This window comes from Bacillus fungorum, assembly GCF_002746455.1.
GTDB classification, from domain to species: domain Bacteria; phylum Bacillota; class Bacilli; order Bacillales; family Bacillaceae_G; genus Bacillus_A; species Bacillus_A fungorum.
Genome location: NZ_NWUW01000006.1, coordinates 1 through 23,354, shown reverse-complemented (window position 1 = coordinate 23,354; position 23,354 = coordinate 1). Strand labels below are relative to the sequence as shown.

Genomic DNA, 23,354 nt, shown 5'->3' with positions numbered 1-23,354 from the left:
ACCCTCAAGGTGGTGAGCAATACATTGATCCATAAAAAAATATATAATGCTAGAAACTTAAAAACAGCGAAAGGCACTTTAATTATTGAAGGTCCTGTCTCTACACATAACTTAGAAATGTATGAATTTCATCCAGATTTAGTTGCGTTTCGTCCTGCCGAGCAGCAATATAAAGCAATTGTCGAAATTTCTAAATTACCAGAAGCTCGTCTCATTATCGCTAGACATGACCAAACGATTGTTGGATATGTTACATACTTGTATCCTGATCCACTTGAACGATGGTCAGAAGGAAAAATGGAAAACTTAATTGAACTCGGGGCAATTGAAGTTGTCCCAGCATTCCGTGGTTGCGCTGTCGGAAAGAACTTATTAGAAGTTTCTATGATGGACGATTATATGGAAGATTACATTATATTGACGACTGAATATTATTGGCACTGGGATTTAAAACAAACAGGCTTAAATGTTTGGGAATACCGAAAAGTAATGGAAAAGATGATGAATGCTGGTGGGTTACAATGGATGGCTACAGATGATCCTGAAATTTGTTCACACCCTGCTAACTGTTTAATGGTCCGCATCGGTAAACGCGTTGATACGGATTCTATTCAAGCATTTGATCGTCTACGTTTTCACAATCGCTTTATGTACTAAATAAAGGGGGCAACTGGAATGATTGTAGAAGAAATTATGAATCAAGATGTGGTGACACTACATCCAAACGATACAATCGAAACAGCAATCCGAACGATACGCACGAAAGGCATTCGGCACATTCCAATTGTCGATCAAAATAATCATGTCGTAGGCATTATTTCTGATCGGGATGTAAGAGATGCAAGTCCGTCTATTTTAGATGAACAAGTTTCACTCGATATGCTGAAGCAACCACTTGAACTGATTATGAAACATCCTGTAATGACTTGCCATCCTCTCGATTTCGTTGAAGAAATTGCTACTTTATTTTTTGAAAATAAAATTGGATGTCTTCCTGTTACAAAGGCCGGAAAGTTAGTTGGAATCATTTCTGAATCTACTGTACTGCACACGTTAGTGAAATTAACAGGAGCACATCAACCGAGTTCACAAATTGAAATTCAAGTAAAAAACGAACCTGGTATTCTCGGTAAAGTCGTTGCTATTTTTAGTGATTTACAAATAAATATCGTGAGCGTTCTCGTCTACCCAGCAAAAGATGAGAATGATAAAGTACTCGTTTTCCGCATTCAAACGATGAATCCGCTAAAAGTGATTGATGCACTTGAAACAGAAGGCTACCGCGTATTATGGCCGAACATTATGGGGATGCAAGCATGAGTAGCGCATTTATTTATTCGGATGACTTTCGGGGCTATTCATTTAGCCCTGATCATCCTTTTAACCAACTGCGCGTCACACTTACGTATGACTTATTACAAAAGGGTGGTTTCATCTCTCCTTCCCAAATCATCTCACCAAGGATGGCTACAGATGAAGAAATCGCCTACGTTCATACAGAGGAGTACATAAATGCGGTAAAACGTGCTGGAGAAGGTAAGTTAGAAAAATCAATTGCGATGACATATGGACTCGGAACAGAAGATACACCAACGTTTCCAAATATGCACGAAGCGAGCGCATTACTCGTTGGTGGTACGTTAACAGCTGTCGATGCTGTTCTTTCCGGGAAAGTAAAACACGCGCTTAACTTAGGAGGCGGCTTACATCATGGCTTCCGCGGCAAGGCATCTGGCTTTTGCATTTATAACGATAGTTCCATCGCAATAAAATATATTCAAAAGAAATACGGTTTACGTGTTTTATATATTGATACAGATGCTCATCACGGTGATGGTGTACAGTGGTCTTTTTACGACGATCCTAACGTATGTACCATTTCATTACATGAAACTGGGCGTTATTTATTCCCTGGAACTGGCGCTGTAAATGAGCGCGGGCAAGGTAATGGCTATAGTTATTCTTTTAACGTTCCACTCGATGCTTTTACAGAAGACGAATCGTTTCTAGAATCATATCGAACAGTTGTAAAAGAAGTTACCGCATACTTTAAACCGGATATTATTTTAACGCAAAATGGAGCCGACGCACATTATTACGACCCACTTACACACCTTTGTGCGACGATGAATATTTACCGTGAAATACCGAAGCTCGCTCGCGAACTCGCTAACGAATATTGCGACGGTCGCTGGATTGCTGTCGGCGGCGGCGGCTATGACCACTGGCGCGTCGTCCCAAGAGCTTGGGCACTCATTTGGCTCGAAATGAACAACATCCAAAACATCTCAGGTTATCTCCCTCCAGAATGGATTGACGCTTGGAAAGGACAAGCAGAAACAGAACTTCCCCTCACATGGGAAGATCCAGACAACATGTATAAACCTATCCCCCGTAAACCAGAAATTGAAGAAAAGAATGCATTAACTGTAGCGAAATCCCTTGAAATTATTCGGAATAATATGACAAAATCTTTGTACTAAACGAAAAGGAGGCTCGTTTTTAAATAGCCTCCTTTTATTTGTTGTCGGTTTATGTCAGTAAGCCAATATATTTTGATAATCGCTGATATATTTTATTTCATAATTAACTGGTCCAACTTTTATGAGAAAAGGTCGTGATATTATGTGGAAACAACAAATGACCCACTCAAAACGCGGCACATTTGAACTATTTACAAAAGGAAATGGCGAACCGCTTTGTATTACACATCACTATTCACAATTTAATGAGACTGGTGATTACTTTGCGGATGTTTTCACTGCTACGCATCGTGTATTCCTTATTAATTTACGAGACGCTGGTAATTCTGAAAAAGCCAATTCAGAAAAAGAATTAAGTATGATTGAAACGGTTCACGATTTAGAAGCAATACGAGAAGCTTTACAACTTCCAATATGGCATTTCGCTGGTCATTCAACAGGCGGTATGCTTGGACTTTTATACGCGATTATGTATCCAAATTCCTTACAATCATTAGTCGTCGTTGGAGCCGCAGCAAGTAACTATACCGAAACACCATTTTGCATTTATCACCCAGCACATCCACAGTTTCATTATATGCAAAAACTTATCGAAAACTTAAAAAGCCCTCACCTTACAAGTGAAGAACGGAAAGAACTATCTACTGAGAGAACAAAATTATCATTGCACATTCCAGAAAATCACAACTCTTATTTTTGTAAACCAATCCAAAAAGCTATGTCCGCTAACCGGATGAATGCTTTCGCCAATGAATATCCGTCATTTGATTTAAGAGAGAATTTACCTTCCATCCAAACAAAGACCCTTATTATATGCGGAAGACATGATGTACAGTGCCCGATTCAATATTCTATCGAGATGCATGAGGGCATACGTAATTCTATTTTTGTGACATTTGAGGAGAGTAACCATTATCCTTTTTTGGAACAAGCTGCTCACTTTACTTCTACTACTCAAACATTTTATAAATCATTACGCCAGTACCGTTATTATTAAGAAAAGCTCACAGCCTCTATAAGACTATGAGCTTTTTTCAAAAAAATATTTCACACTAGCAACAACTAAAAGAAGAACAGAAAAAACCACTAAGCCTAAATCAAGTAATACTGCCTTTTTATCTCCTTCTTTTAAACTTATCATAAAACTAGAAATTATTTTAATTCCAAAAAAGACCATCATAAATAACCCACCGAGATAATCATTCGTATAATCGTCATCATAAAACATTTGTATTGCACCAATAATTAATAAGATAAGTATGATATTAGTTCCAATCTTTAAAGCCTTGTTTGATTTATTATTCTTTACTTCATCCTCCAAAATCTAGCACTTCCTCTCAAACTATCGTGCGTGTTAGCAAAACAAAGATGTTTTATATTTCTTTACATTTTAACATAAATCACCTTACATATCCTTTTTCTTACAGTTATAAGCGTTCACGACAATAATGATGTTCCCTTCATTGCAACACGCTCGCGCTCATAACTTTGAAGAGATAGAAAAGATTTTGCTAGAAGAACATAAGTAAAAATCTAATTTTTGCCTTCCTTCCCCGCCCTATGCTACATTTAACTCGTTACATCAATATGAATAGGGTGGGAATAAACATGAACAAACCTAAAATTGGGATGATTGGACTTGGAAGTATTGCACAAAAAGCCTATCTTCCAACACTTACAAAAGAAACAGATTGGAATTTTGTAGGGGCGTTTACACCTAATGCGGAGAAAAGGAAACAAGTTTGCCAGCAATACCGCATGCAAGACTTCCATTCTATTGAAACGTTAGCTTCGGAATGCGATGCAGTCTTCGTTCATAGTTCAACTGCTACACATTATGAAATCGTTTCTGAACTTCTGAAAAAAGGAATCGACGTTTATGTTGATAAGCCGCTAGCAGCTACAGTGGAACAAGCTGAGAAACTAGTCGAGTTGAGCGAAAAGTATAACCGAAAGTTAATGGTCGGATTTAATCGCCGCTTCGTTCCTATGTATGTTGCTGCAAAAGAACAAGCTCATGATATTTCATGGATTCGAATTGAAAAGCACCGTACAAATAAAGTCGGACCATATACGTACGACTTTACGATGTTAGATGATTACTTACATATTGTAGATACTGCTCGCTGGTTAGCTAACGATGAGCTTAACGTCGTTCACAATATGATGCAAATCAATGAAAAGAATGAACTTCTTTACGGACATCATACATATACAACTCCAAGTGGAATGTTACTTTCTACCGCAATGCATCGCCATGCCGGTACAAATTTAGAACAAATTGAACTTGTTACGACAGGAAAAATCATTCGTGTAAAAAATATGAATACATTTGAAATTGAAGAGGAAAACTCAGTTTCACAAAGCGGTTCCCCATCATGGGATACGACGTTAAAACAACGTGGTTTTGAAGATGCTGTTCATCATTTTATTGAATGTGTACAAGGAGATACGAAGCCTGTTGTAGATGGATTAGAAGGATTAAAAACGCAACAAATGCTACAAACTCTACTTGACGATGTAAATAAAAATTAAAACGGATACATTTTTCAGAATTTACTTTCATCCCCATTTCCCCTTTATTTCTCGTATAAATTTCTATAGAATATGTTGATAGGAATTATAAATTTCATAATGAATCGTGGAAAGGATGGGATTAACACATGTGGAACGAGTTTAAAAAGTTCGCTTTCAAAGGGAATGTCGTTGATTTAGCTGTCGGGGTTGTAATCGGTGCTGCATTCGGTAAAATCGTTAGTTCTTTAGTAAAAGATATTATTACACCATTACTTGGTATGGTATTAGGTGGCGTTGACTTTACAAGTTTACACTTTGGATACGGTAAATCTGCTGTTATGTATGGTAACTTCATCCAAACAATTTTTGATTTCTTAATTATTGCAGCTTCTATCTTTATGTTCGTGAAGGTTTTCAACAAACTAACATCTAAAAAAGAAGAAGAAAAAGAGGAAGAAATTCCAGAACCAACAAAAGAAGAAGTTCTTCTTGGCGAAATTCGCGACTTATTAAAACAACAAAACTCTTCTAAAGATAGAGCATAATTGAACGGATAAAAAGGCATGTCCCGAGGGAACATGCCTTTTTTATATGCTATAACGTTTCCGAATTCATATGAATAAATAAAATAATACCTGCAACCATAAGTACCATAATACTACCTGCAAATAGTGTAATACCGATAAATATTAAACTCGTGCTCATGTCCACTGATACACTTTCAATAAAAATAGAAATTACATACGTGATAAGGGCAATTCCTGCAAGAATACTTCCTGGAACAAATCGCTTTAAGCCATTTTGTTTTAACGTCATATATGCAAAAATAGCAGTCATACAAAGCGTAATTATCCAAAGAACGATCATCTCTTCTCCCCCCTCACAAGCCTTTTCTTTCTATTATACATGACATTGCCCTATAATAGTTATTTTTGCACTTATGTGACATATAACAAGGAATCATACAATCTATAGAGAAGTGTTCCAGATAAGCTATAGACTCGGGAGGATTTCAATTGGAAGATGATATTGTAGGATATTTTAAACAAGTAGAGCGATTCGATTATATTACGATTGACTTGGAACAACAGTTTTTTTGTATTGAAGTTGTAAATGTAAAAAGCAATACAACTGTACTAAAAATATCAATTAACTTGCAAAAAGACGAAACGATGGTAGAGGGAAATATAATTCATTATGATACTTTTCACATAGATGCATTATTACAAGGATTGAAATGTGTTGCTCGAACATGTATTAATCACAATTTAAGAAACCAAAAGGAACTGTTTGCATTTTTAGAAGAAAATTAGCTCCAATAAAAAATGGTTATTTTTTCTATTAATTGATATAATTATCATATACAAATATTCTTTATAAGGGAGTGTTCATAATGATTTGGATTTCACTAATCTTATTAGCCTATTTCATCATCCTCGTCCCAATACAGTATAACTACATTAAAATACTCAAAGAAAAACAGAAAAAAATGAATGTGTCACAAAACGAACTATATGAAAATATGTCTTATGAAGAATCCCAAATACACTATCATTATCAAAGTAACGTATTTACAATACCTGCTTCACTTGTCGCAAGTATTATTTATAAGGTGAAGCATGCAGCATAATATGTACGCTGTAAAATTATTGTTTGAATCTGTTCATTCTGGTGAGCCTGATCCTACGAAAATTGATGAGCATTATGACAAGAATCACGATATACTTTTTGAAGAAAGTATTATTCTTGTTAAAGCAAGTCGTTTGGAAGCAGCTCATGCACTAGGTGAACAGATCGCTATACAGTCTGAGCATACGTACGATAATATGTACGATGAGCAAATAACATGGACGTTTCGAAAAGTGTTACATGTGTTTGAATTAGACGATACACCATTTGAAACCGGAAAAGAACTGTACGCAAGATTTTTACACGTTAAGAAAGACGAAACGGTAAATGCAGTCGTACAAAAATACTATCCTGAATAAGAATAAAAGCTCACAGCAAATGCTGTGAGCTTTTTTATACTTACTTCGTTGAATCTCTAAATTGGATACGGTGAGGTAAGATTACAGTGTGATCTTCCACTTTTTCTTTGTTCATATACTTTGTTAATAGACGCATTGCTACTGCACCGATATCATACATCGGTTGTACAACTGTTGAAAGTTGTGGACGAACCATTAATGCAAGGCGTGTATTATCGAAACCAAGTACTTCTACATCAGTTGGTACGTTTAATCCAGCGTCTTGTGCTGCATGGATTACACCTAGTGCCATTTCGTCAGAAGATACGAAGATCGCTGTTGGCTTCTCATCACTGCTCCAAAGCTTTTCGAATGCTTCGATACCTGAATCATATGTGTAATCTCCATCGATTACAAGATTTTCATCATATGAAATACCTGCTTCTTCTAAAGCTTTTTGATAACCTTGTAATTTCTTCGAGCTTCCCGCTTTATCAATGAAAGGACCAGAGACGAAACCGATACGTTTATGTCCTTGCTCAATAAAGTGCTTCATCGCATCGTAAGCTGCTTGTGTATAATCAATATTTACTGATGGCGTTTCATTTTGCTCATCAAATGACGCTGCTAATACAATTGGTACCGGAGACTTTTTAAATTCTTCAATGTGAATGTCTGTAATATCTTCACCCATGAAAACAATTCCGTCCACTTGTTTTCCAAGCATCGTATTTAATAGATGGAACTCTTTCTCTTTGTTTTGGTCAGAGTTACTTAAAATGATGTTATATTTGTACATTGTTGCGATATCTTCAATTCCACGAGCAAGTTCTGCATAAAACGTATTTGAGATATCAGGAATAATAACACCTACTGTAGTTGTCTTCTTACTTGCTAGTCCACGTGCTACCGCATTTGGGCGGTATCCTAAACGATCAATTGCTTCTAATACTTTCTTTCTTGTTGTAGGCTTTACATTTGGGTTACCGTTCACAACACGAGATACGGTAGCCATTGAAACGTTCGCTTCGCGCGCTACATCATATATTGTTACGTTCATCTCATCGCACACTCCTTCTATTTTTGTTATCTATTTTTATGTATCGGTTACTTGAATGAAAAAAAGACATCAACTCTATTTGCAGATGCCACCAATCGTCCCGAGTTCTTCCTTTTACTAATGATACGATAAAAACGCAGGCTCATACAATATTTTCCCGCAAAAGTTTCAAAAAAATTCGCTTCTTTTCTCGTATTTTCGTATTTTTTATGAAAAAAAGGGCATTTTTTGTAAAAATATAGATATTTCATACGTAGAAACCTTATTTTAAGCAGTACGATAGTAAATGAAATTTATATCGATGATCTTTCGAATATATCGAATGTAACTCAAAATATGTCGACTTACCAACATAAATCGACAATACTAGTCATTTGTTGTGCTGAATCTGGAAGTACTTCAGCAATAATCGCAACTAGCCATAGAAGATTACGGCGCCTTGTAGAATACGTTACATCGACAACGTCAGGGAGTAAATAGGTTTCTTTCTTTAAAATCGGCACAGCGGAAATATGAAGCGTATGACGCAACGCTCTTTCATACGTGTGGATACCTATTTCGAATTCTTATACGTTACTTTTAAAATAACTTATTATAAGCAATAAATCACTCTCAACAAACAACGTACACTTTCATTTACAATAAAAAAGACAGTTTAAACACTGTCTTTTTTTATAAGAAGGAAACAAACGGTTTATCGCTGTTTTTCTCTTTTATAATAATTGCCTCGATTTTATTTTCGGACTTTATTTGTAATTGTACTTTCGCATCCTTAGGTAACTTTTCTAACATACTTTGAGCAGCCATTTGAGTAAGGGCCATTAATTCTGTTTTACCGTTATATTTAATAACAATATTCATATTTAATGTATCCATTTGATTTTTCTTATAAGACACTTTAGCATTTACTGGGATAAAATCTGCCGGAGAAAACTTTTTTATTAAATCCGCAAATTCATTTATTTTTGTATTATCTTCTCCATATACTTTTGTAAATTCATCAGAAGGATATGAATATGCTTGTTCATCAATCGTACTCCAATTTCCAAGGTTCGTATCATTCTTTTGGACAGTAGCACTAGCAATATACGTACCATTTTTTAAAGAACTTGTACTTTCTTGCTTAAAGATAGCAAACGTAATTGGAGATTTGTTATACTTGTCATTTTTATGAATAGCTTCAACAAGTTGCTTGGCAACTTCAGTACCCTTAGACATAGCTTCTTCATTCGATACACTTGAAGACATAGCTAAACCGATCATAACACCAGATAAACTTAATTCGTTTGAATTCTGCTTCCCAAAATAGTCTTGTTCTATAATATTCGTCAAAACGGGTGCTTCTACTTTTGCGACTAGTTCATCAACTAACTTCTCCGGAATATACTGATTTAATTGTAGTACATGATTTTCTGTATCAAATTGCTGCGCTGCAATATTCATTAAACCATTTTCATACTCTGCTAAATCTAATTTAGAATTTGTTTTTATATTAGCTGTATTTATAACCTTTTGTTCTTTTAAAGGAATTACAGTTCTATAATAATCTTTAGAAACAGCAGTTCTCGGAATCATGCTTTTTTCTTTCGTATCTTTCTGTATAACTTCATCCTTCTTACTAATCGTATCATTACTACAAGCTCCTAGTAATAAACTTACGACCGCGAAGGATAATGCCATTTTCTTCATTACTTAAAACCTACTTTCAACAATCTAGTTATTTAATTTGAACTAATAACAGTGTACCATTAAATATATTTCAACAAAAACAAAAAAAAGAAGCAAGCACCTTTTGCTTGCTTCTTTTTACTTAATATTCTCTTCTAAAGCGTCTTTTTTAATGTTCCAATGAGACGTATTCCATACTACCATCCCATCTTTTATGTATAACACTTGCGGAGATTCATGTTTAATACTGTACTGTTCTGCAACACGATTCGAAACATCTCTCGCATCTTGTACGTATAAGTAATACGCTGGTACCGCTCTTTCTTCACTACAATAAGCTTGAAATTCTGTATAGGCACCATGACTAATCGGGCATGTCGTACTATGTTTAAAAAGAACATACGGCTCGTTTTTTTCTACTAGTACTTCAAGCTCTTCAATTGTTTCAAGTTTTGTCATATTCATCACGATTCACCTCTCATACGAAGTCTAGAGCGCTTCTCTTTCTTTTCAGCTTTCTTCTCAAGTCTTTCTAATTTACGCTCTTCTTTTTCAACCTTTTTCTCTTGTCTTGTCGCACGATAATGATTGTATACTTCAATTGCTGCGCTACTCCACTGTACAACTTGCGCTACTTTATCTGCATTATTTTCAATTTCGTCCGTAACAGAATCTGATACATTACGAAGTTTCGTATTTAAAGAATGGATTGTCGTTCCAATGCCATCCACACCCGATACTACTTTATTTAATGATTGTGACTTCTGTTGAATGTCATCAGCTAAAGCATTTGTTTTATGTAATAATTGCTCCGTCTCTACGCTTATCCCTTGCATTTGCTTTTCTAAACCTTCTAACGTGCTTGCAACGTTTTCTAACGTCTTCTGAACCGATAACAACGTCCTGCATACGTACACTACTAATACAGCGAAAGCAACCGCGATAATAGCCGCACTTACATATAAAAGAACTTGCATTTCATCACTTCCTTTATCTTTTTCATACTTTCTCCTATTATACAATCATTTTCCGTTTCGTTCTAATCCCTATCTTTTCATTAGAATTTTCATACTTATTCGTTAACTTTAACATAAATGATTCAACAAATTCCACTAAGTAGGTTACAATAGGAGAGGATACATAATTAGTAGGGAGGCTTTACATATGAAAGATCCACGCATTGAAAAGTTAGCATACAATTTAATTAACTACTCTATTCGTTTACAAAAAGGCGAAAAAGTATTAATTGAAAACTTTGGCTTACAAAAAGAACTTGTAACTGCACTTGTAAAAGAAGCATATGCAGCTGGTGGTTTCCCATTCGTTTCTTTAAAAGATCATCAAGTAGATCGCTCTTTATTAATGGGTGCTACTGAAGAACATTTTGAACAAATCGCTGCATATGAAGCAAGCGTAATGAAAGATATGGACGCTTATATCGGTCTTCGCTCTGGCGATAACATTAACGAACAAGCTGATGTACCAAGTGAAAAGATGCAAATTCACGGTCAAACAGTTGGTAAGAAAGTTCATAGAGACATCCGTGTTCCAAAAACACGTTGGGTTGTTCTTCGCTATCCAAATGCTTCTATGGCGCAACTTGCTAAAATGAGCACAGAAGCTTTCGAAGACTTCTACTTCGAAGTTTGTAACTTAGACTACGGTAAAATGGATAAGGCGATGGATAGCCTTGTTACATTAATGAATAAAACCGATAAAGTTCGCTTAACTGGCCCTGGAACTGACTTAACATTCTCTATTAAAGACATTCCAGCTATTAAATGCTCAGGTCATTTAAACATTCCAGACGGTGAAGTATACTCTGCACCAGTTCGTGATTCTGTTAACGGTACAGTTTCTTACAACACACCATCTCCTTACAACGGTTATACATTTGAAAATGTACAACTTAAGTTCGAGAATGGCCAAATCGTTGAAGCAACTGCAAACGATACAGAGCGCATTAACAAAATCTTCGATACAGACGAAGGCGCACGCTACGTTGGTGAGTTCGCAATCGGCGTAAACCCATACATCTTACATCCAATGGGAGACATCCTATTCGATGAAAAAATCGATGGCAGCTTCCACTTCACTCCTGGACAAGCTTACGACGATGCATGGAACGGCAACAACTCGAACATCCACTGGGATTTAGTATGCATCCAACGTCCTGAATACGGCGGCGGCGAAATTTACTTCGACGACGTACTAATTCGTAAAGACGGACGCTTCGTTGTACCTGAATTAGAAGCTTTAAACCCAGAGAACTTAAAATAATAATAAAAACGCTCGGAATACTCCGGGCGTTTTTCATTTCTTCCCTACCATTTCTATTTTCACATGTGGATTCTCTTTCTCGATAAGCGCCAAGAATTCATTCATATCTTGCGGCATCGCAACCATATGTACTTTGTATGCATTCGTCGTAATTTCAAGGTATTTTCCAACTTGACGAACAACTCTTATATCTTTTAATACAACATCATCATTTAAAATGCCGTACTTCAATACACCATTTTCTACTTTATGCTTTTTAATAAATACTTCCCAAACAAGCGGAACATTTACGATAAAATATAATCCCATTCCAATTAACGCTGACATCCACTGCTCTTTATTTGCGACAATCATGACAAGTGGATATACAAACATAAAAGCTAACGTGAGACAAACGAAAATTACTACCGATTTACTTCTTTGAATCGGAAAGTTCATACACGCACCCCCAGCCTAAATTATACCACTTTTTCCATTTTAGTCATAAAAAAAGGCCGTTTTTGAATGACCTTTTACACAATGTACCTATAGAATTTCTTATCTACCTCTAACACTGGAAAGTTTTTCGGCAACTCGTCTATACTCACACTTTGAAAACCATTCTTTTCATAAAAGCGATGCGCCGCTAAAAATTTCAATGTCGTTCCTAAGTAAATATCTTTCAGCTTTTTATTCTCAGCCCACGAAATTGCTGTTTGAAGCAACTTATTTGATGCACCCCATTCTTTTCCGCGAAACTCTTTTTGTACGAACATTTTTCTTAGTGCTACTTGCTGATTCTCAATATCTAATAAAGCTACTGTTCCAACTACTTTACCATCATAAGTTGCTACCCAAAAGTTTCCATAATCCTTTTGATAGAACGTTTCTATTTCAAGTAAGTCAGGCTGATCTTCTTTCGTAATGGGGACATTGTACTCTTTTTGCTGAATATGAACGATAAGATTTACTACTTCCTCTTGAAATTTACTTTCATACGGAACAATGCGTATCTTCTCGTTCATCGAATCTCCTTCCATTCTGAAGCTAGTAAACTATATACAGCGATATCGTGGAAGTGATCGTATAGCCATTCTTCATCTCTTAAAACCCCGTCTAACTTAAACCCTAAACGTTCTGGGATAGCGCGGCTTTTCACATTTTCAACACCGCATCTAATTTCCATTTTATTCAATTTTAAATTCTCAAATGCATAGTGAAGTACAGCCTTCACGCTACGCGTCATAATACCTTTCCCGCCAGCATCTTCTGCAAGATAATATCCGAGACTTGCCGCTTTCTTCCCCCAGCTCACTGGATGAATACCTACCATTCCAACGAGCTTCCCTTTATAACGGATACCACTTTCAAAACCGTCTCCCTCTGCAAACTTCTTTAACCACATCGGACAAATCTCATCATACGCATCAGCAGATTTCGTCCCATCTACCCAAGGAAGCCATCTTCTTAAATGGTTACGGTTTTGATTTATTAATTGATATAGTTCCTCTTTATGACGCTTTTCTAATAACTGTAATTCGATTTCGTCATCTACTCGGAGTGTGAACATTTTTTTAGCTCCCCTTTTTTTCTTATTATTCTAACATTTATATCTAAAAAATGTTAAACACTTTATTTTCATTTAAATGAAAAACAACTATATATGATTGATATCTAGATATGAATCATATATAGTTAACGTATGGAAAAAAATGATAATTTTATAATTCAATTACGTAAAGGTGTTTTTGATCTCGCTATTTTATCTTTAATAAGTAAACAACCTATGTACGGATATGAAATTACAAGTGCATTACAAGATATTCCTGTGTTTCATATCCCAAACGGTTCGATTTACCCTATATTAAATCGAATCACGAAAAACAATTGGGCTGTTTCCTATTGGGAAGAGTCTGGTGATGGCCCAAAAAGAAAATACTATCGTATTACAGACGAAGGGAGAGAAATTTTAAATAGTCGCTTACATGATTACGAGGCGGTGTATCAAGCTTTAATGTTACTAGCTAAAGGAGAGAATAAAAAATGAACAAGGAACAATTCTTTTCAAATGAACTCATTGCTTCTTTCTTACACAATCTTCATAAAGGTTTAATGAACTTACCTACATCAGCAAGAGAACAACATATGCTAGAAATTAAATCCGATTTATACGAAAATGCATTACGTAAAGAGAGTCAAGGTATACCGTTAGAAATCATTCCTTCACAAGTAATTGAAGAATTTCTTCCTCCAAAAGAATTAGCATGGGAAATTGCAGCAGAATATACAGACGTTATTGAAGAAGCACAACAATCTACAAATACATTTATTAAATATTATTCTGGCCTATCTATCGGTCCACTTGGCGCTCTATCAGTGCCTATTGTACTAGGCTTCATCAACATTTCAGCTAATTTGCCATTTGTACTAGCCTTTATAGCAAGTAACATTTGGCTTATCTGTAGAGAAAATCATTGGAATACAGACTTATTAAAATACTTTAAAACAATAATTTCCATTAGCTCAAGGCTTTTAATCGCCCTTCCGTTTACTTTTTTCGCAATTCGCATCATCACAACAAAACAATTCGATATGTTTTCATTCTATTATTTAATTGGATATGTACTTTTTAGTTCAATTTATATCGTTTTGTTAAAACAACTCTACAAAAAGAATAAACAATACCAACCTATCAATGCTTTTTAAATGTATCGAACACAACAAAAAAGACGCACAGCCACCGCTATGCGTCTTTTCTATTACTTCTCTGCAACTTGAACTTCTTTTACGTAAGCTGCTTCGAATTTTTGGATGTCTCCTGCGCCCATGAAAATTAGAACGCCGTTTTTATGTTTCTTTAATACATCCGTTGTTGTATCTGTAATTAGTTCTGCACCGTCAATACGCTTTTGCAGATCTTCAATTGTTAATTCGCCTTTGTTTTCACGTGCTGATCCGAAAATATCACATAAGTATACTTGATCAGCTTTGCTTAAGCTTTCAGCGAACTCATCTAAGAACTTTTCTGTACGTGAGAATGTGTGTGGCTGGAATACAGCGACAATTTCACGCTCTGGATGTTTTTGACGAGCAGCTTCAATCGTTGCATTAATTTCTGTCGGATGGTGTGCGTAGTCATCGATAATAACTTGCTCTCCCATTGGCTTTTCATTAAAGCGACGTTTTACGCCTTCAAAAGTTGTTAGCTGATGCTTAACTGCTTCTACATCAACGTTTTCATAATGGCAAAGTGCGATTACTGCTAATGCATTTAATACGCTGTGGTTGCCGTATCCTGTAATTTTGAACGTGTCATAGTACGTATTACGAACGAATACATCAAAAATAGTACCATCTGTTCTCTTTTGAATGTTACGTGCTTGGAAATCATTATCTTCTCCAAATCCATAGAAAATAACAGGTACTTTCGCTTGAATTTTTTGAAGTTCTTCATCATCTCCACATGCAATAATGCCTTTTTTCACTTGCAATGCCATCTCTTGGAATGCACTGAATACATCATTGATATCTGTAAAATAATCTGGATGATCAAAATCAATATTTGTCATAATTGCATAGTCTGGATTGTAAGACAAGAAATGACGACGATACTCACAAGCTTCAAATACAAAATACTTACTATTTTCTACCCCATGCCCTGTTCCATCTCCAATAAGGTAAGATGTAGGATGTGCACCTTGCATTACATGGGCTAACAAACCAGTTGTTGATGTTTTTCCATGTGCACCAGTTACAGCAACACTTGTGTATTGGTTCATAAGATCACCTAAGAAGTGATGGTAACGATGTACTGGGATGTTTAATTCTTTTGCTGCTACGATTTCTTCATGCGTATCAGGAAATGCATTTCCTGCAATAATCACTTGTCCTTCTTTTACATTATTTTTATCAAAAGGAAGGATCGAGATATTACGCTTTTCCAACGCTGTTTGTGTAAAGAAACGTTTTTCATAATCAGACCCTTGAACAGTATGCTTCATGTCATGAAGAATTTGCGCTAATGAACTCATTCCTGTTCCTTTAATTCCTACAAAATGGTAAACTGTCATCTTAAAGAACCTCCAACATTTCGAACTAATACAACGGCCTATCTATAAGACAGTATATGAATCTTTTCTTATTTTGGTAATCATCATACATTTTTGATGTAGTGAAGTTATTCTTCCCTTCACTTATCAGGATAAACTCGTACGTACTTCTTTTTTATGTCCATAACAAGTCCATTATAGCAAAAAAGAAGCCGCTATACTATGATAACAGAAAAACTGATAGGGTCAATCACCTATCAGTTTTTCTATCTTTTACATATCTTCTCTTTTTTCTAATTGAACACGCTCTAGACGTGGGTTTGGACGATATTTACGACCAGCTTTCGCTTCTGGTTTTCCATTTAATTCTACGTTATCACCAGTAAAGCCAATATTCATTTTTAATAAGCTACTTCCTACTCCGTATATATCAACAGGTACGTTTTGAGCTTCAAATTCACGAATACGCTTCTCATCAAATCCACCAGTTACAACGATGTCTACATGCTGGAACCCTTCTTCATCAAGTGCTTTACGAAGTGCGAATACAAGCGATGGGTTTACACCACGTGGATCGAATGTTCCAAGTACCTCTGGGTGGCGAATAAAGTATTGATCAATCATCGTGCGCGATGTATCTACACGTACGCCTTTTAATGTTGATCCAAATTCACGCGCTACGCGAAGTGCATCTGTAATGACATCATTATTGTAATCAATCAATACAACTAATTCATCTTCTGGGAATTTCTTATGATATGCTTTTGCCGCTTCCACAACATCACCATTAAACATTTGAATTAATGCGTGAGGCATTGTCCCCATACCACTTCTGCCCCACCATTCATTCATCGCGTGTGTCGCTTGGGCGCTCATACCTCCGATGTATGCTGCATAACCGTCACCAGCTTGTTGTGTATAATGATCGTCACGGTCTCCCATGAAAATAACTGGTTTTTCTTTATCTACGCTACGTGCAGCTTGGACAACGTTATATACGTTTGTCGCAACTGATGTACGACGAGCTAAAATCCCATCAATGACACCTTCTAAAAATCCGAAATTTTCATAAGGACCATGAATTGTTAACACTGTTTCAAATGGACTAATTTTATCACCATCTTTTAAAGAGTTAATCTCAAGTTCCTCAGGATTTTTAGCGAATGTTTGTAACAACGCAATCACTTCATCTGTTCCGCAAAGAACTGCATTTTCCTTTTGGAAAAATTGCATCGTTACAACACTTTTCGGGCGAAATTCTTCAATGATTTCTCTAGTCTTTAAAAAGTAAACGGCAGAGAACCAACCTTCTCCAACACGTTCGTCAAATTTAAATGTTCTATTTGTTAGTCTATTTATTTCACCTTTTAATTTTAATTCAATTTCTTTCATGTCGCTTTACTCCCTACTTTACTATCCAACATTTTCTCTTAGTATACAGCAAAACCGTTTCCTATACATTTGTTTCCTGCATAGCAGCGAATTCATCCTCAGAAATAAGGACATCTCTTGGCTTCGTTCCTCTTGCTTCAGAAATAATTCCTTGCGATTCCATCTCTTCAATGAGACGTGCCGCGCGATTATAACCGATGCGGAATTTTCGCTGTACAGAAGATGTGGACGCTCCCCCTTGTTCTACAACAAATTGACATGCTTCAAAGAACAATTCATCTTCCGACTCAGCCTGTTCTGTTTTCGCTAATAAATCCTCTTGCTTAAATAAGTAATTCGGCTTCATTTGCTTTTTCACATGTTCAACTGTTTTTTCAATCTCATCATCCGATACATATACACCTTGTACACGAACTGGCTTAGATGTACCGTTCCCTAAGAATAACATATCACCACGGCCAAGTAATTTCTCCGCGCCCCCAATATCAATAATCGTACGCGAATCAACTTGAGATGATACAGTAAACGCAATACGCGTTGGAATGTTTGACTTAATTAAACCTGTAATAACATCTACAGAAGGACGCTGTGTCGCTACTAATAAATGAATACCACAAGCACGCGCTTTTTGCGCAATACGACAAATTGCTTCCTCAACATCACCAGGTGCTACCATCATTAAGTCGGCTAACTCGTCAATGACAATAACGATATAAGGTAATGTCTCTCCCGAAATTTCTCGCTCACTTACAATCGTATTGTAGCGAGTTAAATCACGAGCACCAGCGTGCGCAAACAATTCATAACGGCGCTCCATTTCTTCAACTGCCCACTTTAATGCAGCTGTCGCTGCTTTTACATCCGTAATAACAGGTGCTACAAGATGTGGAACTGAATTGTATGGTGCAAGCTCAACCATCTTCGGATCGATTAACATTAACTTCACTTCATGCGGTTTCGCTTTATATAAAATACTCGTTAAAATTGCGTTAATACACACACTTTTACCAGAACCTGTTGCACCCGCAATAAGTCCGTGTGGCATTTTCCGAATATCCGTCACAATTGGATCACCTGAAATATCGAGTCCTAGCGCAACTGTAAGCGGTGATTCGCTCTTTGTAAACACAGGACTTCTTAAAATTTCACGAAGAAATACTGGCTTACTTTCTTTATTTGGAACTTCGATTCCAATCGCACTCTTACCTGGAATCGGCGCTTCAATACGAATATCTTTCGCTGCTAAACTCAACTTAATATCATCACTTAAGTTTGTAATTTTATTTACTTTCACACCTGGATCTGGCTGTACTTCAAAACGAGTTACCGCTGGACCTTGCGACACATTAATAACATGTGCGCCAACATGGAAATTATTAAACGTTGTATCTAATAATTCTTTCTGTTCTTCCAACCATTCCGTATTATCTAACGTTGCTTGCTGCGGAATCGATAGCAATGTTAATGCCGGAATCGTATACGTCGGTGGTGTTTGCAATACATTTCGCATATCGTTCTCTCTTTGATTTAAAACATATGCTTTCTCTTGTACTTCCGTACTTGAAATTGGCTGTTGTACTTGCTCTACCACTACTTGCTGCGTTGGACGTTCTTCCACTTGTGGTTTTACTACCTCTTGTTGTACTGGTGTTTTTTCCACTCGTGATTCCACTACCTCTTGCTGCATTGGGCGCTCTTCCACTTGTGGTTTTACTACCTCTTGTTGCATTGGTGTTTCCTCCACTCGTGATTCCACTACCTCTTGCTGCATTGGGCGCTCTTCCACTTGTGGTTTTACTACCTCTTGTTGCATTGGTGTTTCCTCTACTTGGTGTACAGACTTATTCTCTACTCGTTCACTCGTAGAAGGTTGCATTGCATTCGTTCTAGCCGCATGTCTTTCCATTAATCTCGCTCTATCTTGTTTCAACATAACAACATTAAATGGTACGTGACGCTTTTTCTCACGTTTTGGTTCTTCTTTTTGTACAACTGGTTGTTTTTCTGCAACTGGCTGCTCTTCTGCAATCGGTGCTTCCTCCACAACTCGGTGTTCTTCTGCAATCGGTGCTTCCTCCACAACTCGGTGTTCTTCTGCAATCGGTGCTTCCTCCACAACTCGGTGTTCTTCTGCAACCGGTGCTTCCTCCACAACTCGGTGTTCTTCTGCAACCGGTGCTTCCTCTACAACTCGGTGTTCTTCTGCAACCGGTGCTTCCTCTACAACTCGGTGTTCTTCTGCAATCGGCGCTTCCTCTACAACTCGGTGTTCTTCTGCAATCGGCGCTTCCTCTACAACTCGGTGTTCTTCTGCAATTAAAACATCCGCAAAGCTTTGAACCTCTTTCTTCGTTTGTTCATCAGCCTCAGCAACATGTATGAACTCGTTCTTTTGTTCAATTGCTTCATTTAACAACATTTCTTGCTGCGTTTCCTCAAGTGCTACTAGTCCTGATTCTTCTGCTTCTGCAATTACTTCCACTTCTTCTAGCTCTTCGGTTTCCGCAATTACTTCCACTTCTTCTGACTCTTCTGCTTCTGCAATTACTTCCGCTTCTTCTAGCCCTTCGGTTTCCGCAATTACTTCCGCTTCTTCTAGCTCTTCGGTTTCCGCAATTACTTCCACTTCTTCTGACTCTTCTGCTTCTGCAATTACTTCCGCTTCTTCTAGCTCTTCTGCTTCTGCAATTACTTCCACTTCTTCTAGTGCTTCTGCTTCTGCAATTACTTCCGCTTCTTCTAGCTCTTCGGTTTCCGCAATTACTTCCACTTCTTCTGACTCTTCTGCTTCTGCAATTACTTCCACTTCTTCTGACTCTTCTGCTTCTGCAATTACTTCCACTTCTTCTGACTCTTCTGCTTCTGCAATTACTTCCACTTCTTCTGACTCTTCTGCTTCTGCAATTACTTCCACTTCTTCTGACTCTTCTGCTTCTGCAATTACTTCCACTTCTTCTGACTCTTCTGCTTCTGCAATTACTTCCACTTCTTCTGACTCTTCTGCTTCTGCAATTACTTCCACTTCTTCTGACTCTTCTGCTTCTGCAATTACTTCCACTTCTTCTAGTGCTTCTGCAATTACTTCTACTTCTTCGGTTTCCGTAATCACTTCCACTTCTTCTGACTCTTCTGCTTCTGCAATTACTTCTACTTCTTCGGTTTCCGTAATCACTTCCACTTCTTCTGACTCTTCTGCTTCTGCAATTACTTCCACTTCTTCTAGCTCTTCTGCTTCTGCGATTACTTCCGCTTCTTCTAGTGCTTCGGTTTCTGCAATTACTTCCACTTCTTCTAGTGCTTCGGTTTCTGCAATTACTTCCACTTCTTCTAGTGCTTCTGCAATTACTTCTACTTCTTCGGTTTCCGTAATCACTTCCACTTCTTCCGGTATTTCCACAATGATTGTTTCTTCAAGTTTTTCTTCTGCTTTGACAATCACTGATTCTTCTGGTGCTTGTTTTTCTACTTCAATAGTAGGTTGTTCTATTTCTGTATTACGTTTAATTTCTTCTGATAATATTGTATCCTCGTGCTCTACTTGAGAAGCTACTAATTCTTCTTGTAGATTATTTTCGTTTAACACCACTACATCTTTTTCTAGCTTAGCACTTTCCATCTGCTCAGCTACTGTTTTATGAAGTAATTCATCCGCTGAAACTTCCTGCGGTGTACTCATTTCTTGAATCACTTCTTTTTCTTCTACTAAAGGCTCTTGGCGTTCGATTTCATAACCGTTTTTCTCTAGCCATTGATCAACAACTGATTTTTCTTTCTTTTTATCCTGTTGACCAACTGATTTATGACTAGGCGACGAAGACGTTGCTTGCCCTTCTGAGAAATCTGATAATGTATACCCTTTTTTCTCTAACCATGCATCAACAACTGCTTTGCCCTCTACGGATATTTCAAGATCTTCGCTTTCCTTTACTTCCTCCTGCTTTTCTTCCTTTTTCTCTACAGAAGGACGATTATATCCGTAAATTGGCGAAATCATTTCTGTTGGACGAAATGGTCTACGGTTACTTTCTTGCGACGATACAGGTGCCTTTTTAATGACAGACTCTCGCTCCGGTTCATATTGCACTTCCGGCTCTTCATATGTAGAAACTACCTTCTCCATATACGGTCGTCTGCTTCTTTCCACTTTTATTCCTCTTTGAATAGGCTGATCTTCATACGTTACAGCTTGAACAGAGTGTTCTTCAAAATGCCCTGTTTCTATAACATCCTCTTCGTCGAACCCATTATCCGGTACTAATGGAAAACGGCATTTACCTGCATTCCTACTTGCCATTTGTGCTTCTCTTGCTTCAGTGTAGTGGTTTACACGAGGAATTTTCGGCTGACTTTCAACTTGCTTTGGTACTTCTTTATTCATCGCTGTTTGTTCTTCCTCTTTGTTAAACAGCTTTTTCATCCAATCTAACATGCTTACCACTCTTTCTACTAAATAGTAACATCCTTTATTGTATCAGCATTCGGCAAAAAGTGCAGGTAAAATTAAGCATGTCATATTTATCCATAATATTCTAATTTACGAGTGTTTTCATATGGAAAAACGCACCCTTACATGTAAGACTGCGTTTAAGCTTTACTCTTTCGATATTCATCTACACTATCCGCTACACTTTGCAATAAAGAATTTACATACTGCGGGTCAGATAATTTTTTATCTTCTTCATGGTTTGACATAAATCCAAGTTCTAATAGCACGCCAGGAACTTTTGACCAATTAAATCCCGAAAGATCATCTCGAAATTTAATTCCATTTACTTTCACTTGATGATTCTCTCTCATTTTATTTACTATCGTTTGAGAGATTTGAAGACTTTCAGCATAGATCTCTTTCGTATACGGACTTCCTTCTGCCGGCGTCAATACAGCAAATCCACTTTGGTTTGGATTTTCAGAACCATCTGCATGAAGACGTAAAAATAAATTCGCCTTATGATCATTCGCGAATGTCGCACGTTCTTTATTGCTTATATCAACATCTTGTGACGTTCTCGTCATTAATACTTGTATACCTTTTGCTTCCAGCTTTTCTTTTAATATAAAAGCCATTTCTAATACAAGGACAGACTCTCTCTTTTTTGTCACAACGCCTGTTGTGCCATCTGTCACTTTATATTTTTGAGTATTTGCTCCTGGACCAATTGGTTCTAAATTTAAATTTGCTTTTTGTTGATGTCCTGGATCAATAACAACGAGAAACTTTTCTTGTTTCTCCTTACTTTCTACTTTTTGTTCATTATTTTGCGCTGGTTGCTCTGTTGGCTGCACCGGCGTAGTTTCCTCTTTCTTTTCCTCGGCCGACGCTTCTTCCTGCTTCACTTCTACTTGCTCATTCGTTTGAACAGCTTGGGGCTCTTCTTTCTTTTCTTGTTCTTCTTGCTGCTTTTCTACCGGTGCGTCTTCCTTTTTATCTTCGCTTGTTTCTCGTACAGCAGATGATGTTTCTTTTTCCGGTTGCGCCTGCGAACAACCTCCCATATATATGCCAATGAATGCAATCACGCTCATTATTTTTATATACTTCATATTTCTCTCCCATCACTTTGCACCGGAATCAAAGTTTTTCTTATAATTGCCCTATAATCTCATCCATACTTCCAATATTAACAGGCTGCCACGTTTCTGTACCACGCTCTGCCGTATACACTGGATACGCATCGTCATCGGTATTCACGAAAACTGGATCGCCCATATCCGTTTCATATCCAATAACAATCCATCCTTCTTGCCATCTTCCATATTATTCTTACCTCATTGAATCCACAATAGAACGTATGTTCTATATATTCAATGAGGTTTGATAGATTTAATTAAATGTATCTCGTTCAACTAAGGGCGCAATTCCTTAGCCAGTTCTCTTATGAACTTCTCATATTTTCACATGAGCGCAGACTATATGTTTATCTCCTTAGAGATAGAGGATTTTTCCACCACCATAGGCTTG

25 protein-coding genes and 2 pseudogenes are annotated in these 23,354 nt (G+C 37.0%); 12 read left to right on the top strand and 15 right to left on the bottom strand.

Annotated elements, in window-relative coordinates; translation table 11 throughout:
• Positions 1-24 precede the first annotated feature (24 nt).
• The 4 genes from acuA (at position 25) to CO726_RS10345 (ending at position 3,480) form a co-directional block, all read left to right on the top strand.
• Entirely contained in the window at positions 25-657 is a 633-nt protein-coding gene (gene acuA / locus CO726_RS10360) for an acetoin utilization protein acetyltransferase AcuA (RefSeq protein WP_000581396.1), read from the top strand.
• 18 nt (positions 658-675) lie between these two features.
• Positions 676-1,320, top strand: coding sequence for an acetoin utilization AcuB family protein (locus CO726_RS10355; protein ID WP_002190901.1), 645 nt, complete (start codon positions 676-678; stop codon positions 1,318-1,320).
• Positions 1,317-2,483: an acetoin utilization protein AcuC gene (gene acuC / locus CO726_RS10350; RefSeq protein WP_099684194.1), complete on the top strand. Its 1,167-nt coding sequence runs from the start codon at positions 1,317-1,319 to the stop codon at positions 2,481-2,483. Before CO726_RS10355 ends, acuC begins: the two co-directional genes overlap by 4 nt.
• Before the next feature lie 121 nt (positions 2,484-2,604).
• Complete coding sequence (locus tag CO726_RS10345) at positions 2,605-3,480, top strand: alpha/beta fold hydrolase (protein WP_136699529.1); 876 nt, start codon at positions 2,605-2,607, stop codon at positions 3,478-3,480.
• A gap of 24 nt (positions 3,481-3,504) precedes the next feature.
• Here CO726_RS10345 and CO726_RS10340 read toward each other — a convergent pair whose 3' ends face one another.
• A complete protein-coding gene (locus CO726_RS10340) occupies positions 3,505-3,804 on the bottom strand; it encodes a hypothetical protein (protein WP_099684192.1) in 300 nt (99 codons plus the stop codon).
• A 287-nt stretch (positions 3,805-4,091) separates the two neighbouring features.
• On the opposite strand from CO726_RS10340, the gene CO726_RS10330 reads away from it, so the two are divergent.
• Complete coding sequence (locus CO726_RS10330) at positions 4,092-5,018, top strand: Gfo/Idh/MocA family protein (protein WP_099684191.1); 927 nt, start codon at positions 4,092-4,094, stop codon at positions 5,016-5,018.
• Positions 5,019-5,146: 128 nt separating this feature from the next.
• Entirely contained in the window at positions 5,147-5,545 is a 399-nt protein-coding gene (gene mscL / locus CO726_RS10325; RefSeq protein WP_070180569.1) for a large conductance mechanosensitive channel protein MscL, read from the top strand.
• 49 nt (positions 5,546-5,594) lie between these two features.
• Here mscL and CO726_RS10320 read toward each other — a convergent pair whose 3' ends face one another.
• The gene (locus tag CO726_RS10320; protein ID WP_098760192.1) at positions 5,595-5,867 is read right to left on the bottom strand and encodes a DUF3917 domain-containing protein; all 273 of its coding nucleotides are present in this window, start codon (positions 5,865-5,867) and stop codon (positions 5,595-5,597) included.
• Between the two features lie 149 nt (positions 5,868-6,016).
• Here CO726_RS10320 and dhp61 point away from each other — a divergent pair, with 149 nt between their 5' ends.
• From dhp61 to CO726_RS10305, 3 genes are all read left to right on the top strand, one after another.
• Complete coding sequence (dhp61, locus tag CO726_RS10315) at positions 6,017-6,313, top strand: protein Dhp61 (protein ID WP_099684190.1); 297 nt, start codon at positions 6,017-6,019, stop codon at positions 6,311-6,313.
• A gap of 80 nt (positions 6,314-6,393) precedes the next feature.
• On the top strand, positions 6,394-6,630 hold the full coding sequence (locus CO726_RS10310) for a DUF3949 domain-containing protein (RefSeq protein ID WP_099684189.1): 237 nt from the start codon (positions 6,394-6,396) through the stop codon (positions 6,628-6,630).
• Between the two features lies 1 nt (position 6,631).
• A complete protein-coding gene (locus tag CO726_RS10305; RefSeq protein WP_136699527.1) occupies positions 6,632-6,988 on the top strand; it encodes a DUF4288 domain-containing protein in 357 nt (118 codons plus the stop codon).
• Positions 6,989-7,028: 40 nt separating this feature from the next.
• Here CO726_RS10305 and ccpA read toward each other — a convergent pair whose 3' ends face one another.
• From ccpA to CO726_RS10275, 5 genes and pseudogenes are all read right to left on the bottom strand, one after another.
• On the bottom strand, positions 7,029-8,027 hold the full coding sequence (gene ccpA / locus CO726_RS10300) for a catabolite control protein A (protein ID WP_099684187.1): 999 nt from the start codon (positions 8,025-8,027) through the stop codon (positions 7,029-7,031).
• Between the two features lie 344 nt (positions 8,028-8,371).
• Positions 8,372-8,587 (bottom strand): annotated as a pseudogene (locus tag CO726_RS33145) (bifunctional 3-deoxy-7-phosphoheptulonate synthase/chorismate mutase); the annotation flags it as partial.
• Positions 8,588-8,699: 112 nt separating this feature from the next.
• Positions 8,700-9,716, bottom strand: a complete 1,017-nt coding sequence (locus CO726_RS10285) for a CamS family sex pheromone protein (protein WP_099684186.1) — start codon at positions 9,714-9,716, stop codon at positions 8,700-8,702.
• 117 nt (positions 9,717-9,833) lie between these two features.
• Positions 9,834-10,160, bottom strand: coding sequence for a bacillithiol system redox-active protein YtxJ (gene ytxJ / locus CO726_RS10280; RefSeq protein WP_001057466.1), 327 nt, complete (start codon positions 10,158-10,160; stop codon positions 9,834-9,836).
• Positions 10,160-10,672, bottom strand: coding sequence for a DUF948 domain-containing protein (locus tag CO726_RS10275; RefSeq protein ID WP_001197725.1), 513 nt, complete (start codon positions 10,670-10,672; stop codon positions 10,160-10,162). The genes ytxJ and CO726_RS10275 overlap by 1 nt, the downstream gene beginning before the upstream one ends.
• Positions 10,673-10,859: 187 nt before the next feature.
• On the opposite strand from CO726_RS10275, the gene CO726_RS10270 reads away from it, so the two are divergent.
• Positions 10,860-11,975 carry an aminopeptidase gene (locus CO726_RS10270; protein WP_029440151.1) on the top strand — a complete coding sequence of 372 codons (1,116 nt, stop codon included), beginning with the start codon at positions 10,860-10,862 and terminating at the stop codon, positions 11,973-11,975.
• Positions 11,976-12,008: 33 nt separating this feature from the next.
• Here the strand turns inward: CO726_RS10270 and CO726_RS10265 are convergent, their stop codons facing one another.
• The 3 genes from CO726_RS10265 to CO726_RS10255 form a co-directional block, all read right to left on the bottom strand.
• Positions 12,009-12,413: a PH domain-containing protein gene (locus tag CO726_RS10265; RefSeq protein WP_099684185.1), complete on the bottom strand. Its 405-nt coding sequence runs from the start codon at positions 12,411-12,413 to the stop codon at positions 12,009-12,011.
• Between the two features lie 74 nt (positions 12,414-12,487).
• Entirely contained in the window at positions 12,488-12,979 is a 492-nt protein-coding gene (locus CO726_RS10260; RefSeq protein ID WP_099684184.1) for a GNAT family N-acetyltransferase, read from the bottom strand.
• Positions 12,976-13,524 carry a GNAT family N-acetyltransferase gene (locus tag CO726_RS10255; protein WP_099684183.1) on the bottom strand — a complete coding sequence of 183 codons (549 nt, stop codon included), beginning with the start codon at positions 13,522-13,524 and terminating at the stop codon, positions 12,976-12,978. The genes CO726_RS10260 and CO726_RS10255 overlap by 4 nt, the downstream gene beginning before the upstream one ends.
• 132 nt (positions 13,525-13,656) lie before the next feature.
• On the opposite strand from CO726_RS10255, the gene CO726_RS10250 reads away from it, so the two are divergent.
• On the top strand, positions 13,657-14,001 hold the full coding sequence (locus tag CO726_RS10250; RefSeq protein ID WP_099684182.1) for a PadR family transcriptional regulator: 345 nt from the start codon (positions 13,657-13,659) through the stop codon (positions 13,999-14,001).
• Positions 13,998-14,660 carry an HAAS signaling domain-containing protein gene (locus CO726_RS10245; protein WP_099684181.1) on the top strand — a complete coding sequence of 221 codons (663 nt, stop codon included), beginning with the start codon at positions 13,998-14,000 and terminating at the stop codon, positions 14,658-14,660. Before CO726_RS10250 ends, CO726_RS10245 begins: the two co-directional genes overlap by 4 nt.
• Positions 14,661-14,713: 53 nt before the next feature.
• Here CO726_RS10245 and murC read toward each other — a convergent pair whose 3' ends face one another.
• The 5 genes and pseudogenes from murC to CO726_RS10220 form a co-directional block, all read right to left on the bottom strand.
• A complete protein-coding gene (gene murC, locus CO726_RS10240) occupies positions 14,714-16,024 on the bottom strand; it encodes a UDP-N-acetylmuramate--L-alanine ligase (protein ID WP_048531835.1) in 1,311 nt (436 codons plus the stop codon).
• A 252-nt stretch (positions 16,025-16,276) separates the two neighbouring features.
• Positions 16,277-17,395 (bottom strand): nicotinate phosphoribosyltransferase, encoded by a 1,119-nt coding sequence (locus tag CO726_RS10235; RefSeq protein ID WP_048531838.1) that lies wholly within the window; start codon positions 17,393-17,395, stop codon positions 16,277-16,279.
• A gap of 61 nt (positions 17,396-17,456) precedes the next feature.
• Positions 17,457-21,824, bottom strand: a complete 4,368-nt coding sequence (locus CO726_RS10230; protein WP_099684180.1) for a DNA translocase FtsK — start codon at positions 21,822-21,824, stop codon at positions 17,457-17,459.
• Between the two features lie 155 nt (positions 21,825-21,979).
• Positions 21,980-22,936 carry an N-acetylmuramoyl-L-alanine amidase gene (locus CO726_RS10225; RefSeq protein WP_136699525.1) on the bottom strand — a complete coding sequence of 319 codons (957 nt, stop codon included), beginning with the start codon at positions 22,934-22,936 and terminating at the stop codon, positions 21,980-21,982.
• Between the two features lie 40 nt (positions 22,937-22,976).
• Positions 22,977-23,147: pseudogene (locus tag CO726_RS10220) on the bottom strand (thiamine transporter); the annotation flags it as partial.
• Positions 23,148-23,354: the final 207 nt, after the last annotated feature.

What these genes read in the sequence shown, in the direction of transcription:
- CO726_RS10355 (WP_002190901.1), top strand. Translation starts at nt 676, where the DNA reads ATGATTGTAGAAGAAATTATGAATCAAGATGTGGTGACACTACATCCA.
- acuC (WP_099684194.1), top strand. Translation starts at nt 1,317, where the DNA reads ATGAGTAGCGCATTTATTTATTCGGATGACTTTCGGGGCTATTCATTT.
- CO726_RS10345 (WP_136699529.1), top strand. Translation starts at nt 2,605, where the DNA reads ATGAGAAAAGGTCGTGATATTATGTGGAAACAACAAATGACCCACTCA.
- CO726_RS10330 (WP_099684191.1), top strand. Translation starts at nt 4,092, where the DNA reads ATGAACAAACCTAAAATTGGGATGATTGGACTTGGAAGTATTGCACAA.
- mscL (WP_070180569.1), top strand. Translation starts at nt 5,147, where the DNA reads ATGTGGAACGAGTTTAAAAAGTTCGCTTTCAAAGGGAATGTCGTTGAT.
- CO726_RS10320 (WP_098760192.1), bottom strand. Translation starts at nt 5,867, where the DNA reads ATGATCGTTCTTTGGATAATTACGCTTTGTATGACTGCTATTTTTGCA.
- CO726_RS10310 (WP_099684189.1), top strand. Translation starts at nt 6,394, where the DNA reads ATGATTTGGATTTCACTAATCTTATTAGCCTATTTCATCATCCTCGTC.
- CO726_RS10305 (WP_136699527.1), top strand. Translation starts at nt 6,632, where the DNA reads ATGTACGCTGTAAAATTATTGTTTGAATCTGTTCATTCTGGTGAGCCT.
- ccpA (WP_099684187.1), bottom strand. Translation starts at nt 8,027, where the DNA reads ATGAACGTAACAATATATGATGTAGCGCGCGAAGCGAACGTTTCAATG.
- CO726_RS10285 (WP_099684186.1), bottom strand. Translation starts at nt 9,716, where the DNA reads ATGAAGAAAATGGCATTATCCTTCGCGGTCGTAAGTTTATTACTAGGA.
- ytxJ (WP_001057466.1), bottom strand. Translation starts at nt 10,160, where the DNA reads ATGAATATGACAAAACTTGAAACAATTGAAGAGCTTGAAGTACTAGTA.
- CO726_RS10275 (WP_001197725.1), bottom strand. Translation starts at nt 10,672, where the DNA reads ATGCAAGTTCTTTTATATGTAAGTGCGGCTATTATCGCGGTTGCTTTC.
- CO726_RS10270 (WP_029440151.1), top strand. Translation starts at nt 10,860, where the DNA reads ATGAAAGATCCACGCATTGAAAAGTTAGCATACAATTTAATTAACTAC.
- CO726_RS10265 (WP_099684185.1), bottom strand. Translation starts at nt 12,413, where the DNA reads ATGAACTTTCCGATTCAAAGAAGTAAATCGGTAGTAATTTTCGTTTGT.
- CO726_RS10260 (WP_099684184.1), bottom strand. Translation starts at nt 12,979, where the DNA reads ATGAACGAGAAGATACGCATTGTTCCGTATGAAAGTAAATTTCAAGAG.
- CO726_RS10255 (WP_099684183.1), bottom strand. Translation starts at nt 13,524, where the DNA reads ATGTTCACACTCCGAGTAGATGACGAAATCGAATTACAGTTATTAGAA.
- CO726_RS10250 (WP_099684182.1), top strand. Translation starts at nt 13,657, where the DNA reads ATGGAAAAAAATGATAATTTTATAATTCAATTACGTAAAGGTGTTTTT.
- CO726_RS10245 (WP_099684181.1), top strand. Translation starts at nt 13,998, where the DNA reads ATGAACAAGGAACAATTCTTTTCAAATGAACTCATTGCTTCTTTCTTA.
- murC (WP_048531835.1), bottom strand. Translation starts at nt 16,024, where the DNA reads ATGACAGTTTACCATTTTGTAGGAATTAAAGGAACAGGAATGAGTTCA.
- CO726_RS10235 (WP_048531838.1), bottom strand. Translation starts at nt 17,395, where the DNA reads ATGAAAGAAATTGAATTAAAATTAAAAGGTGAAATAAATAGACTAACA.
- CO726_RS10230 (WP_099684180.1), bottom strand. Translation starts at nt 21,824, where the DNA reads ATGTTAGATTGGATGAAAAAGCTGTTTAACAAAGAGGAAGAACAAACA.
- CO726_RS10225 (WP_136699525.1), bottom strand. Translation starts at nt 22,936, where the DNA reads ATGAAGTATATAAAAATAATGAGCGTGATTGCATTCATTGGCATATAT.